General features: G+C 41.5%; 14 protein-coding genes. 13 read left to right on the top strand and 1 reads right to left on the bottom strand.

The annotated features are described in order from the left end of the window. Positions 1-24 precede the first annotated feature (24 nt). From mlaF to L5B76_RS08870, 12 genes are all read left to right on the top strand, one after another. A complete protein-coding gene (gene mlaF / locus L5B76_RS08925) occupies positions 25-825 on the top strand; it encodes a phospholipid ABC transporter ATP-binding protein MlaF (RefSeq protein WP_265755126.1) in 801 nt (266 codons plus the stop codon). Beyond that, entirely contained in the window at positions 815-1,600 is a 786-nt protein-coding gene (mlaE, locus tag L5B76_RS08920) for a lipid asymmetry maintenance ABC transporter permease subunit MlaE (protein WP_115249038.1), read from the top strand. The genes mlaF and mlaE overlap by 11 nt, the downstream gene beginning before the upstream one ends. 79 nt (positions 1,601-1,679) lie before the next feature. Next, positions 1,680-2,183 carry an outer membrane lipid asymmetry maintenance protein MlaD gene (gene mlaD / locus L5B76_RS08915; RefSeq protein ID WP_265755125.1) on the top strand — a complete coding sequence of 168 codons (504 nt, stop codon included), beginning with the start codon at positions 1,680-1,682 and terminating at the stop codon, positions 2,181-2,183. Positions 2,184-2,211: 28 nt separating this feature from the next. After that, on the top strand, positions 2,212-2,850 hold the full coding sequence (gene mlaC / locus L5B76_RS08910) for a phospholipid-binding protein MlaC (protein ID WP_115249040.1): 639 nt from the start codon (positions 2,212-2,214) through the stop codon (positions 2,848-2,850). A gap of 3 nt (positions 2,851-2,853) precedes the next feature. After that, complete coding sequence (locus tag L5B76_RS08905) at positions 2,854-3,216, top strand: STAS domain-containing protein (RefSeq protein WP_103853263.1); 363 nt, start codon at positions 2,854-2,856, stop codon at positions 3,214-3,216. After that, a complete protein-coding gene (locus L5B76_RS08900; RefSeq protein ID WP_103853262.1) occupies positions 3,216-3,473 on the top strand; it encodes a BolA family protein in 258 nt (85 codons plus the stop codon). The genes L5B76_RS08905 and L5B76_RS08900 overlap by 1 nt, the downstream gene beginning before the upstream one ends. 16 nt (positions 3,474-3,489) lie before the next feature. Beyond that, the gene (gene murA, locus L5B76_RS08895; protein ID WP_265755124.1) at positions 3,490-4,767 is read left to right on the top strand and encodes a UDP-N-acetylglucosamine 1-carboxyvinyltransferase; all 1,278 of its coding nucleotides are present in this window, start codon (positions 3,490-3,492) and stop codon (positions 4,765-4,767) included. A 165-nt stretch (positions 4,768-4,932) separates the two neighbouring features. Next, positions 4,933-5,472, top strand: a complete 540-nt coding sequence (locus tag L5B76_RS08890) for an NADPH-dependent FMN reductase (RefSeq protein ID WP_103853710.1) — start codon at positions 4,933-4,935, stop codon at positions 5,470-5,472. 29 nt (positions 5,473-5,501) lie between these two features. Continuing rightward, positions 5,502-6,398, top strand: coding sequence for a pirin family protein (locus L5B76_RS08885; RefSeq protein WP_265755123.1), 897 nt, complete (start codon positions 5,502-5,504; stop codon positions 6,396-6,398). A 159-nt stretch (positions 6,399-6,557) separates the two neighbouring features. After that, entirely contained in the window at positions 6,558-7,688 is a 1,131-nt protein-coding gene (gene dprA, locus L5B76_RS08880; protein ID WP_268738888.1) for a DNA-processing protein DprA, read from the top strand. Positions 7,689-7,945: 257 nt separating this feature from the next. Next, positions 7,946-9,273, top strand: a protein-coding gene (locus tag L5B76_RS08875; RefSeq protein WP_265754395.1) for an IS3 family transposase whose coding sequence is annotated in 2 segments (ribosomal slippage) — positions 7,946-8,396 and positions 8,396-9,273 — 1,329 coding nt in all. Because the reading frame shifts where the segments join, the coding sequence is not laid out codon by codon here. A 71-nt stretch (positions 9,274-9,344) separates the two neighbouring features. Continuing rightward, complete coding sequence (locus L5B76_RS08870; protein ID WP_265755122.1) at positions 9,345-9,899, top strand: PBECR4 domain-containing protein; 555 nt, start codon at positions 9,345-9,347, stop codon at positions 9,897-9,899. Here L5B76_RS08870 and rsmD read toward each other — a convergent pair. Further along, a complete protein-coding gene (rsmD, locus tag L5B76_RS08865) occupies positions 9,878-10,489 on the bottom strand; it encodes a 16S rRNA (guanine(966)-N(2))-methyltransferase RsmD (protein WP_265755121.1) in 612 nt (203 codons plus the stop codon). The two genes, L5B76_RS08870 and rsmD, sit on opposite strands and share 22 nt — an antisense overlap. 158 nt (positions 10,490-10,647) lie before the next feature. Here rsmD and ftsY point away from each other — a divergent pair, with 158 nt between their 5' ends. Then, positions 10,648-12,198, top strand: a complete 1,551-nt coding sequence (gene ftsY / locus L5B76_RS08860; protein ID WP_265755120.1) for a signal recognition particle-docking protein FtsY — start codon at positions 10,648-10,650, stop codon at positions 12,196-12,198. Positions 12,199-12,229 lie beyond the last annotated feature (31 nt).

The following is a 12,229-nucleotide window of genomic DNA, read 5'->3' as shown; positions in this document are numbered from 1 at the left end:
CAAAACAAGGCAAGTATTCGATTAATGAATCATTCTTTTGTAGAAGTAAAAAATCTCACCTTTAAGCGTGGTGAGCGTGTCATTTATGATCGCCTGAATTTACGCGTTGAACAGGGAAAAATTACCGCCATAATGGGGCCGTCAGGGATTGGGAAAACCACCTTGTTGCGTCTTATTGGTGGGCAACTTTCACCTGATAGAGGAGAAATTTTGGTTGATGGTAAGGATATTTGTCAAATGTCCCGTGCGGAGCTTTATAAATTGCGTCAGCGCATCGGAATGCTCTTTCAGTCAGGCGCATTGTTTACCGATATGTCCACCTTTGATAACGTGGCGTTCCCCATTCGTGAACATACCAATCTACCGGAACAGTTAATCCGTGAAATGGTATTGATGAAATTGCAAGCGGTGGGGTTACGCGGTGCAGCGGATTTAATGCCTTCTGAATTATCTGGCGGTATGGCAAGACGCGCAGCCTTGGCGCGAACCATTGCCCTTGACCCTGAATTAATAATGTATGATGAACCCTTTACAGGGCAAGATCCGATTAGTATGGGCGTAATTGTGAGCCTGATTAAACGCTTAAATCAAGCCTTGCAGCTCACTTCCATCGTAGTTTCCCACGATGTGCAAGAAGTGCTAAGCATCGCTGATTATGCCTACATTATTGCGGATAAAAAAGTGATTGCCGAAGGAACGCCAGCCGAATTGCTCGCCAGCCAAGATCCACAAGTACAACAGTTTATCAAAGGCGAAGCAGATGGCCCTGTGCGTTTCCATTATCCCGCAGGTGATTATGTTCAGGAGTTATTTGATGATAAGTGATATGATTTCCGCCTTGGGACGCAGTGCCATCAATTTTTGCAAAGGCATTGGGCGTTCAGGTTTTATGCTGTGGGGCGCATTAGTCGGGCAGCCACAAATTAGAAAGCATTTTCCGTTGCTGATTAAACAGCTTTATGTCTTGGGCGTGCAATCTCTACTGATTATTATGCTTTCAGGCTTGTTTATTGGTATGGTGCTTGGGCTACAAGGCTATGTGGTGCTAGTGGATTTTTCTGCAGAAACTAGCCTTGGGCAATTGGTTGCCCTTTCCTTATTACGCGAGCTAGGCCCTGTGGTTACCGCATTATTATTCGCAGGCCGTGCAGGTTCTGCGCTAACCGCAGAAATTGGTTTGATGAAAGCCACCGAACAGCTTTCTAGCCTTGAAATGATGGCGGTTGATCCGTTGCGCCGTGTGATTTCGCCACGTTTTTGGGCTGGCGTGATTGCAATGCCAATTTTATCCATTATTTTTATCGCTATTGGCATTTGGGGCGGCTCATTGGTGGGCGTAGATTGGAAAGGCGTGGACGCAGGCAGTTTTTGGTCAGTAATGCAAAACTCAGTGAGTTGGAAAACCGATATTCTCAATGGCTTAATTAAGAGTCTATTTTTCGCCATTGCCGTGGTATGGATTGCCCTGTTTAATGGTTATGACAGCGTGCCAACTTCCGAAGGCATCAGCAAAGCCACCACTAAAACCGTGGTCAATGCTTCCCTTGTGGTACTTGGGCTAGATTTCGTCTTAACCGCGATAATGTTTGGTGGGAGTTAATCAGGCTGATTAACTAAGAAGTTTCATTTCATTAAAAAACAGCACAAAATAAAGTGCGGTGTAAATTTAAGGTATTTTTATGCGACAAACAGCAAAGTATGAATTTTGGGTAGGGTTATTTTTATTGCTTGCCATTGGCGCTTTTGTCTTTTTAGGATTAAAAGTGGCAAATGTGCAAGGCTTTAGCCAAGCAAAATCTTATCAAGTGAGTGCAACTTTTGACAATATTGGTGGACTAAAAGTGCGTGCGCCATTAAAAGTTGGCGGTGTGGTAATTGGGCGAGTAAGTGATATCGAGCTTGATCCACAAACCTATTTGCCAGTGGTGAAGATTGCGATCAATCAAGAATATAACGAAATTCCTGATAACAGCTCGCTTTCAATTAAAACCTCAGGCTTATTAGGTGAACAATATATTGCGTTGAGCATTGGTTTTGATGATGGCGAAACCACCAAAATGCTCAAAGAGGGCAGCAAAATTGTGGATACCAAATCTGCAATGGTGTTAGAAGATTTAGTCGGTCAATTCCTTTATGGGGATAAGAATAAATCTGATGACAGCAAACCTGAAGCGCAACAATAATTTCTTTTTTCGTTTTACGGAGGAATCAATGTTAAAACAAACAATGACAAACTGGTTAAGCAAAACTTTAGTAATTTTCACCGCACTTTTTGCGGTGCAAGCAATGGCGGACGATAGCCCTTATGGCTTAATGCAAAAGGCATCAGACAAATTGTTTAGCGATATTGCGAACAGCCAAAGCCAAATTAAACAAAACCCAAATTATTTAAGAACTATTGTGCGTAAAGATTTAATGCCTTATGTACACGTTAATTATGCGGGATCATTGGTGTTAGGGCAGTATTTCAAAAGTACTACACCAGAGCAGCGTACAAAATTTTTCGCTGCCTTTGATCAATTTATTGAGCAATCTTATGCGCAAGTTTTAACCTTATATAAAAACCAAAAAATTGACATTGAAAAACCGAAAAATGTGTCTGATAACCAAATGAGCATTCGCGTGAAAGTGGTGCAAAATGGTAATGCGCAGCCAATTAATTTAACCTTCTTCTGGCGTAAAAACAGCAGAACCGGTGAATGGCAAGTGTATGATATGGCGGCTGAAGGCGTGAGTATGGTAAACACCAAAAAACAAGAATGGAGTGCAACGTTACGCAAAGACGGCATTGAAGCGCTGACCCAACAAGTGCAAAAAGCGGCAAATGCGCCTGTTACATTGGGTAAATAATCAATGCACAATACATCAGGTTTAGCACCAAGTTTAACTTGGGCATTTGAACAAAATGATGATAAGATAACGCTCCGCTTGACTGGGGCGTTATCCAGAAAAACGTTGTTGCCATTGTGGGAACAACGTTATTCTTTTTTATCTACGGATAAAATTGCGCACCAGCAACTTATTTGGGAACTTGCCGATTTAACGCGAATTGACAGTGCAGGCTTTGCTTTATTGTGTGATTTTATTCATCATTGCCAAAAGCAAGCACAGACGCAAATCATTCAAAATGCACCTGAGCAATTCCTCACATTGGCTGATCTTTTTGGGTTATCAAAATGGATTGACCCGTTTTTACAACATAGTGGAAAGAATTAATGGAAACGCAAGAAATTGAACGAATTTTAAAAGACGCACTTGGGCTTGAAGAAGTTTATGTACAAGGCGAAAATGCGCATTTTGGCGTGATTGTGATTGATGATGAAATTGCCGGACTTTCAAGATTAAAACAGCAACAAACCATTTATGCACCGTTAATGCAATATTTTTCTTCAGGCGAAATTCACGCCTTAACCATCAAAACCTTTACCCAAGAAAAGTGGAAACGCGAGCGTTTACTTAATCCCATTAATTAATTTTTAGGACGTTGATATGCAAAAATTTCGTGTTTATGGGCAATCTCGTTTAAGCGGTGATGTTAAAATTTCAGGGGCAAAAAATGCCGCTTTGCCTATTTTGTTTGCCGCAATCTTAGCCGAAGAACCTGTTACTCTAACCAATGTACCCGAGTTAAAAGATATTGAAACTACGCTAAAAATTTTGCGTCAGCTTGGTATGCAAGTAGAGCAAAAAGACGGTGGCGTGGTGTATTTAGACGGCTCAAAAATCAATCATTTCATTGCACCTTATGAATTGGTGAAAACAATGCGTGCTTCAATTTGGGCATTAGCACCGCTGGTGGCGCGTTTTCATCAAGGACAGGTTTCGCTCCCTGGTGGTTGTGCTATTGGTGCGCGTCCTGTGGATTTACATATCAGCGGTTTAGAACGTTTAGGTGCAGAAATTGTGCTTGAAGATGGTTATGTCAAAGCACATACCAATGGGCGTTTGATCGGCACACGCATTGTAATGGAAAAAGTGAGCGTGGGCGCAACCCTTTCTATTATGACAGCAGCCACCCTTGCACAGGGGACAACCATTATTGAAAATGCCGCACGCGAACCTGAAATTGTGGATACCGCCGTATTCTTAAATAAAATGGGCGCGAAAATTAGCGGCGCAGGCACAGATACTATCACTATTGAAGGGGTAGAGCGTTTAACTGGCTGCGAACACGCGGTGGTGGCCGATCGTATTGAAACTGGCACATTCCTTGTGGCAGGGGCGATTTCAGGCGGGCGTATTGTCTGCCATAACACGAAAGCAGATACCCTTGATGCGGTGATTGATAAATTGCGTGAAGCGGGGGCTGAAATTGAGATCACCGAAGATACCATCACGCTAGATATGAAAGGCAAACGTCCGAAAGCCGTGAATATTCGCACAATGCCACACCCTGGTTTTCCAACAGATATGCAAGCGCAGTTCACCCTATTAAATATGGTGGCGGAAGGCACAAGCAAAATTACCGAAACCATTTTTGAAAACCGCTTTATGCACATTCCAGAATTAATCCGTATGGGCGGAAAAGCCGAAATTGAAGGCAATACCGCGATTTGCCACGGTGTAGAAAGTCTTTCAGGTGCGGAAGTAATGGCAACGGATTTACGCGCTTCAATCAGCTTGGTGCTAGCAGGTTGTATTGCAAGTGGTGAAACCATTGTAGATCGCATTTATCATATTGATCGTGGCTATGAGCATATCGAAGATAAATTGCGTGGTTTAGGCGCGAAAATTGAGCGCTTTAATGATACAAGCGAAAGCTATTAATTAAGCAGAGAACGGGATTGCAATGTAATCCCGTTTTTTTATGAAAAAATGACCGCACTTTTTACTCTTAATAAAAAGTGCATTTCCAAGATTAACATTGTTGTCGCATTTTCCCTTAAGTATAATTCTTACACTTAGCTAAATTATTAATAATGATCGGAGTTTATGATGAATATCGCCTTGATTATCGGCAGTTTAAGCCAAAAATCCATTAACCGTAGCGTAGCCAATTATATCGTTTCACAGTTCCCTGCAGACGTAAACGTAACCGAAGTACGTATTGATGATTTGCCTCTTTATACCCAAGATCGCGATCAGGTGGACGTGCCAGAATATGATCGCGTGCGTGAGCAAATTAAAAACGCTGATGCAGTGCTAATTGTTAGCCCAGAACATAACCGTGCAATGCCTGCCGCGACTAAGAATATCATTGATATTGCTTCTCGTCCTTATGGCCAAAATTTATGGCAGGGCAAGAAAGTAGCGATTGTTACAGCTTCACCAGGGGCTTATGGTGGAATTAATTCTGGTTTGCAAATTCGCCAAAGTTTGCAAAGCATTGGTGCGAATGTACTGACAACCGCAGAAGTCTTTTTAAGTAAAGCCAATCAGGCATTGAATGAACAAGGTGAAGTGGCAGATGAACGCACTGCGGGTTTCTTAAGTAAGTTTGCGCAAACTTTTATTCAATGGGCGAAAGCATAAGACAACGAATTAGAGCATAAGGAGTGAAAATGAGCGTAGATAAATTAAATGCAATTACTAAAGATGTAGGCGGAATCCCTGTCGCGCGTCTGCTACCACAAGCGGGTAAACGCACCATTGGCGCGTGGTGTTTTCTTGATCACGCAGGGCCATCGGAGTTTGCTGATGATAATGCAGGTTTACAAGTAGGCGCACACCCACATACTAATTTGCAAACTTTCACTTGGATGCTAGAGGGGGAAGTTTGGCACCAAGACAGCCTTGGTTATCGTCAATTAATTAAGCCAAAACAAGTGAACTTAATGACCGCAGGCACAGGCACTCAGCGTGGCATTAGTCATACGGAACAAACCCCTGAGGGCGTGCATCAGCTTCACGCAGTACAACTTTGGATTGCGCTTCCAATGGATCAAGACATTGAGCCAAATTTTCAACATTATCCTGAGTTGCCTGAATGGCAAGAAAATGGCGTGAATTACATTTTAACCACAGGTAGTTATCAAGGCAGAGCCGCACCAACTCAGCAATATAGCCCATTAGTTGGTGTAGATATTCAATTTCAGCAAGGCCAAACCATTACCATAGAACAACAGCCATATTTTGAATATGGCGTACTTGTGCTGAAAGGTGAAGTAGAAATTGAAGGACAAGTTTACCAACAAGATCAATTGGTTAGCTTAACGGATTGCCAAGCTCACGAATTCAAAATCAAGGGCGAAGCTGGCAGCCATATTATGCTGCTAGGCGGAGAACCATTACCACATAAAACCTTAGTTTGGTGGAATTTCGTGGCAGACAGTCAAGATGCCTTACGCCAAGCGGTAGAAGATTGGAACAATGGTCATTCACGTTTTGGCAATATCAATCTTGAAGGCACGCAATTACATCGTTTGAAAGCACCACAGATCCCCGCAAAATTAGCCTAAAAATCACCGCACTTTTGAGATAAATATCACCGATAACGCCACAATATTGTGGCGTTATGACTATTTTTTCGATCCCGATCGCAAAACATTTCTTTATTTCCCCTAAAAATAGGATCTTCCTTGATAATTGCATCAGTGTTTTATTATGAAGTTTGCACAATGAAGATCAATGAACTGTTACTTCGCTTATTGCAAGTGCCAAAACTTGGTGCGCATAGGATTCAAAAAATACTGGCCGAAATTAGCCCTGAACAGCTTTTAGACTATGACACGATTGCTTTCAAACAAATGGGGTGGACTGAGAGCCAAATTCAGCGCTGGTTTAATCCTGAGCGTAAATTTATCGATCCTGCGTTAGATTGGGCGCAAAGTGCGGGCAATTTTTTGCTTAATTTTACTGAGCAAGATTATCCTTATTTGTTAAAACAAATTCCTTCAGTGCCACCACTGCTATTTTTACAAGGAAAATTTACCGCACTTGCGCAACCGCAAATTGCTATTGTGGGCAGCCGTTATTGCTCTAATTATGGAGAATATTGGGCGAAGTTTTTCGCTCAAGAATTAAATCAGGCAGGTTTTGTCATTACTAGTGGTTTGGCACTAGGTATTGACGGTTTTTGTCATCAAGCGGTGGTAGCACAAAAAGGGCAGACTATTGCCGTATTAGGTAGTGGACTGAATGCGGTTTATCCCACTAAACATCGTGGCTTAGCGCAACAAATTATTGAGAATAACGGGGCATTGGTTTCTGAGTTTCTACCCAACCAACCGCCCGTGGCAGAGAATTTTCCACGCCGCAATCGTATTATCAGCGGGCTTTCTCTTGGTACATTGATCATTGAAGCCACAGAACGAAGTGGTTCATTGATCACCGCACGCTACGCCCTTGAGCAAAATCGAGAAATCTTTGCGCTCCCCGGTAATATCCAAAATGGCTTCAGTGAAGGCTGCCATAAATTGATTAAACAAGGCGCTACACTGGTGGAAAATGTGCAGGACATTGTGGATAATCTGCCGAATTACGGCTATGCCGCATCATTGTACACACCGCCAAAACAGCAAGCTCTCCCATTTAACCCAATTCGCCCCCAAACTAAAAGAGCAGCCCCACAACAATCTGAACCGCCAAGCCACCCCGAACTTTACGCTCAACTTAGCCATATTGCCATCAGCCTTGACGAGCTTTCCGCCCGCTTATCTTTATCCATTGATGTACTACTCACACAATTATTAAGTTTGGAATTGCAAGGTTTGGTAGTGAGCGAAAATGGCTTATATCGAAGGAGTTAAAAAGCTTGACAAAATAATTTAAAAGCACAGAATAAGTAGGCGAGGGTTGGCTCGATAATAACCTGAAATAAAACTAGGACATAAGAGCCTATGGGTGGCAGGCACCAAAATAAACCTGAAACAAAGCTAGGACGTAAGCGCCTATGGGTGGCAGGCACCAAAATAAACCAACCATTTTTATTCTAGAAAAGCCTACTTATTGATCTGCACCCCAAAAGTTGGACTAAACAACCAACTGATTAAGGTGCAGATTTTTTATGACTAAATATACTCAACGTTTCAAACAACAAGTGCTCGACTTTTATCATCAAAATGGAAAAAACCGTTCGCTTACTCGCCAGTATTTTCAGCTTCCTCAAAGAACGTTAGCACGTTGGATTGCGAAATTTAATCATAATGGAATCAATGGATTAGCTGTGTTAGGTAAAAAACGATATTATTCTGTTGAGTTTAAATTAAAGGTTATTCAAGCTATCAAAAAAGGCCAGTGCTCCGCTGAAGCCGCCTGCTTTCGCTTTGATATCCCCAGTTCAGGGATAATTAGTCAATGGTTGCAACGCTTTGAAAAACAAGGTATAGATGGGTTATTACTCAAACCTAAAGGTCGTCCAAGTATGAAACTCAACTCGCCTAAAATGCCACCAACGCCCAAAACAGAAGAAGAACGCTTGCGTTACCGAATTTTGGAATTAGAAGCGGAGAATGCAATGCTAAAAAAGTTGCAGGAACTCAACCAACAAAAAATGCAGAAAAAGCCGTCATCGTAAATGCCTTACGCTCGCGTTTCCCGTTGGAATTGTTACTCAGGCTAATCGGATTGGCACGCAGTTCGTTCTTTTATCATCTCAAGCCAAAGGCAGATAAAAATGTAGTGATTTCACAGAAAATAGAGGAAATTTATCGCAAAAATGACGAAAATTATGGTTATCGTCGAATTACCTTGGAATTAAGGAAATACTTGATTATCAACCACAAAAGGGTGCTAGCGATAATGCAACGTTTGGGGTTAAAAGGAAAAAGTAAGCAGAAAAAATATCGTTCTTACCAAGGCAAAGTGGGACACATTGCCGATAATCTGTTGCAACGGGATTTTACGGCAACGATGCCGAATGAGAAGTGGGTAACGGATATCACCGAGTTCAAATGTGCGGAAGGCAAAGTGTATTTATCGCCGATTAAAGACTTGTTTAATAACGAAATTATTGCTTATGATGTGGCGAGAAGTCCGAATTTTGAGCAGATAACCAGAATGTTGACCCAGGCGGTGAACCGATTAGCGGGGGAAAAACCGATACTGCATTCCGACCAAGGATGGCAGTATCAAATGATGGGTTATCGAGAGATATTGAAAAAACACGGTATTACGCAAAGTATGTCGAGAAAAGGCAATTGCCTTGATAATGGTGCGATGGAAAGCTTTTTCGGGCGATTGAAGACGGAATGTTACTTTGGCAAGCGGTTTAAAACCTTTGAACAGCTTGAAAAAGTGATTCACGAGTACATTCATTACTACAACAATGAGCGTATTCAAGTGAAGCTCAAAGGACTAAGCCCTGTGGAATACAGAACTCAGTCCTTGAATTAAATTAGAATATAGTCTAACTTTTTGGGGGCAGATCATTATGTAGGCTTTTTTTATATCTAGGATTTTGAAGTATGGCAAATAATCAGCAAGAAAGATTGAAGAAATATATTAATGATATTTATCAAATAGCCGATTTTCTACAAAGAACATTTATTAACAAAGAAGTTGTTTATAAGACAAAACACGTTGAGATATCGATTTATTTTAGAAAGAGTAACTTTATGCATCTTTGCGGTATAAAATATAAAGAAGGAGCTAAAGCATTCTTTGAAAGTGCATTGAGTAAAAGTATTGATTTGTCTAAGGTAGAAGTAAAAGATGATGGCACTACATTCATTAAGTTAAAATTACTTAAATATATTCCATTAATAATTACAGATAAGGCAACATTATCTACTGAACACTCGTTATATTTACATCTTAGCTTTGATGCGGCAATTAAAGCTAAACAGAATAAAAACCAATTTGCCATTACACTAATTAATGATAATGCTAAATTTATTCCAAATTCATTATTAAACACTTCAAAAATAAACCAATTTCCAGTCGGTGATAAAATAATAGAGATTTATTCTCTTGATTATCATTCTAAGGAAAAATATTATTATCTTCTCTCAAGAAATTGATATAACCGATAACTCACTTGCCCAGTGGTTTTTTCTTTTAATATTTGCCAATTATCTGGCACGCTTAGGGTTTTGTTTTTTTCCGTTTCCACATAAATTAGCGCATTGGGCTTAAGCCAATTAAATTTAATCAGCAAATCAACGGCTTGTTGTGCGAGATCAAAATGAAAAGGCGGATCGAGAAACACCAAGTCAAACACAGGTTTTGGCTCTGGTTGCTGTAAATAATGCAAGCTATCTTGGTTAATCACACGTCCTTGCTGTGGCGTACATTTAAGCTGCTGTAGATTTTGCGTGAGTTGCTTTGCCACTTGCTTATTGAGTTCCAAAAAGGTCACTTGCTTGGCTTGGCGTGAAAGCGCTTCTAACCCCAATGAACCGCTGCCAGCAAAACAATCTAAGCAAGTCGCGTCCACAATATAAGGCATCAGCCAGTTAAATAGCGTTTCTTTCACGCGATCACCTGTTGGACGAAGTCCTTCCGCATTCAACACAGGCAATTTCCGCCCACGCCAAAGCCCTGCAATAATACGGACTTCACCTTTTGCCAGATTAGTATGTTGCTTACGTGTCGCAGGATTTTTTTTCATAGGGATTCGCCAAATTATGATAAACTATGCAAACTTTTCGCTGAACTCAATGCCCATTTCCAGCCGATTTTTGCGTTCGGTAACAGAATAAAATCAGGTGGCATAGTTTAGTATAAAATTCAGAAAATCAGTAATTTTTTCATAATAGCGAGTAATTTATGGCAGAAAAAAATAAAAAAGGTGGTTTTTGGTCTTGGTTTGGATTAGGAAAAAAGAAAGAAGAAACATCGAACCAAGCTGAGGTGCAAGAAACAGAAACCGTAGAGCAAACAGAACTTCCGCAAGAACCAAGTGCGGTAGAAAATCCAGAAGTTTTAGTGCAAGAAACAGAAATCACCGAGCAAACGGAACTTCCGCAAGAACCAAGTGCGGTGGAAAATCCAGAAGTTTTGGTGGAAGAAACAGAAATCATAGAGCAAGCAGAGCTTCCGCAAGAGCCAAGTGCGGTGGAAAATCCAGAAGTTTTAGTGCAAGAAACAGAAATCACCGAGCAAGCAGAGCTTCCGCAAGAACCAAGTGCGGTGGAAAATCCGGAAGTTTTGGTGCAAGAAACAGAAATTGTGGAGCAGGCAGAACTTCCGCAAGAACCAAGTGCGGTGGAAAATCCCGAAGTTTTAGCGCAAGAAGCAGAAATCGTAGAGCAAGCCGAACTTTCGCAACAACCAAGTGCGGTGGAAAGTTCCGAAGTTTTAGCGCAAGAAACAGAAATCGTAGAGCAAACCGAGCTTCCGCAAGAACCAAGTGCGGTAGAAAATCCAGAAATTTCAACGCAAGAAAAACCAAGCGAAGGGGGCTTTTTTAGCCGTTTGGTAAAAGGCTTAATTCGCACCAAACAAAATATTGGTTCGGGCTTTTTCGGGCTATTTTCGGGCAAAAAAATTGATGATGATCTGTTTGAAGAATTAGAAGAACAGTTGCTCATCGCTGATATTGGTATGCCAACAACCACTAAAATTATCAATAACTTAACGCAGCACGCTAGCCGCAAGCAGCTAAAAGATGCGGATTTACTGTATCAACAATTAAAATTAGAACTCGCAGAGATTATCAAGCCTGTGGCGCAGCCTTTAGAAATTGATACCAGCAAAAAGCCTTATGTGATTTTAATGGTGGGCGTCAATGGCGTAGGGAAAACCACGACCATTGGTAAACTTGCGCGCCAATTCCAAATGCAAGGCAAATCGGTAATGTTGGCCGCAGGGGATACTTTCCGTGCCGCTGCGGTGGAACAGCTTCAAGTGTGGGGAGAACGCAATAATATTCCTGTGGTGGCACAAAGCACGGGAGCGGATTCCGCTTCGGTGATCTATGATGCAATGCAATCGGCGGCTGCGCGTAATATTGATATTTTGATTGCCGATACCGCAGGGCGTTTGCAGAATAAAAATAATCTAATGGACGAGCTGAAAAAAATCGTTCGCGTAATGAAAAAATACGATGAAACCGCGCCGCACGAAATTATGCTTACCCTTGATGCGGGCACAGGGCAAAACGCCATTAGCCAAGCCAAATTATTCAACGAAGCAGTAGGTTTAACAGGAATTAGCTTAACTAAATTAGACGGCACAGCCAAAGGCGGCGTGATTTTCGCCATCGCCGATCAATTCAAATTACCGATTCGTTATATTGGTGTTGGGGAAAAAATTGAAGATCTACGCCCATTCCAAGCTGATGAATTTATCGAAGCGCTATTTAGCCACGAAGAATAAACAGCTAAGGATAAGTAAATAGAAGAATGCT

The organism is Avibacterium sp. 21-594 (assembly GCF_026226815.1).
GTDB classification, from domain to species: domain Bacteria; phylum Pseudomonadota; class Gammaproteobacteria; order Enterobacterales; family Pasteurellaceae; genus Avibacterium; species Avibacterium avium.
Note: the sequence above shows the minus strand (reverse complement) of the source record. Positions and strands in the feature narration are given on the sequence as shown.

Coding starts and splice junctions, on each gene's coding strand:
- mlaF (WP_265755126.1), top strand. CDS start 25: ATGAATCATTCTTTTGTAGAAGTAAAAAATCTCACCTTTAAGCGTGGT.
- rsmD (WP_265755121.1), bottom strand. CDS start 10,489: ATGAAAAAAAATCCTGCGACACGTAAGCAACATACTAATCTGGCAAAA.
- mlaE (WP_115249038.1), top strand. CDS start 815: ATGATAAGTGATATGATTTCCGCCTTGGGACGCAGTGCCATCAATTTT.
- L5B76_RS08870 (WP_265755122.1), top strand. CDS start 9,345: ATGGCAAATAATCAGCAAGAAAGATTGAAGAAATATATTAATGATATT.
- L5B76_RS08900 (WP_103853262.1), top strand. CDS start 3,216: ATGGAAACGCAAGAAATTGAACGAATTTTAAAAGACGCACTTGGGCTT.
- ftsY (WP_265755120.1), top strand. CDS start 10,648: ATGGCAGAAAAAAATAAAAAAGGTGGTTTTTGGTCTTGGTTTGGATTA.
- mlaC (WP_115249040.1), top strand. CDS start 2,212: ATGTTAAAACAAACAATGACAAACTGGTTAAGCAAAACTTTAGTAATT.
- L5B76_RS08885 (WP_265755123.1), top strand. CDS start 5,502: ATGAGCGTAGATAAATTAAATGCAATTACTAAAGATGTAGGCGGAATC.
- L5B76_RS08890 (WP_103853710.1), top strand. CDS start 4,933: ATGATGAATATCGCCTTGATTATCGGCAGTTTAAGCCAAAAATCCATT.
- mlaD (WP_265755125.1), top strand. CDS start 1,680: ATGCGACAAACAGCAAAGTATGAATTTTGGGTAGGGTTATTTTTATTG.
- murA (WP_265755124.1), top strand. CDS start 3,490: ATGCAAAAATTTCGTGTTTATGGGCAATCTCGTTTAAGCGGTGATGTT.
- dprA (WP_268738888.1), top strand. CDS start 6,558: ATGAAGATCAATGAACTGTTACTTCGCTTATTGCAAGTGCCAAAACTT.
- L5B76_RS08905 (WP_103853263.1), top strand. CDS start 2,854: ATGCACAATACATCAGGTTTAGCACCAAGTTTAACTTGGGCATTTGAA.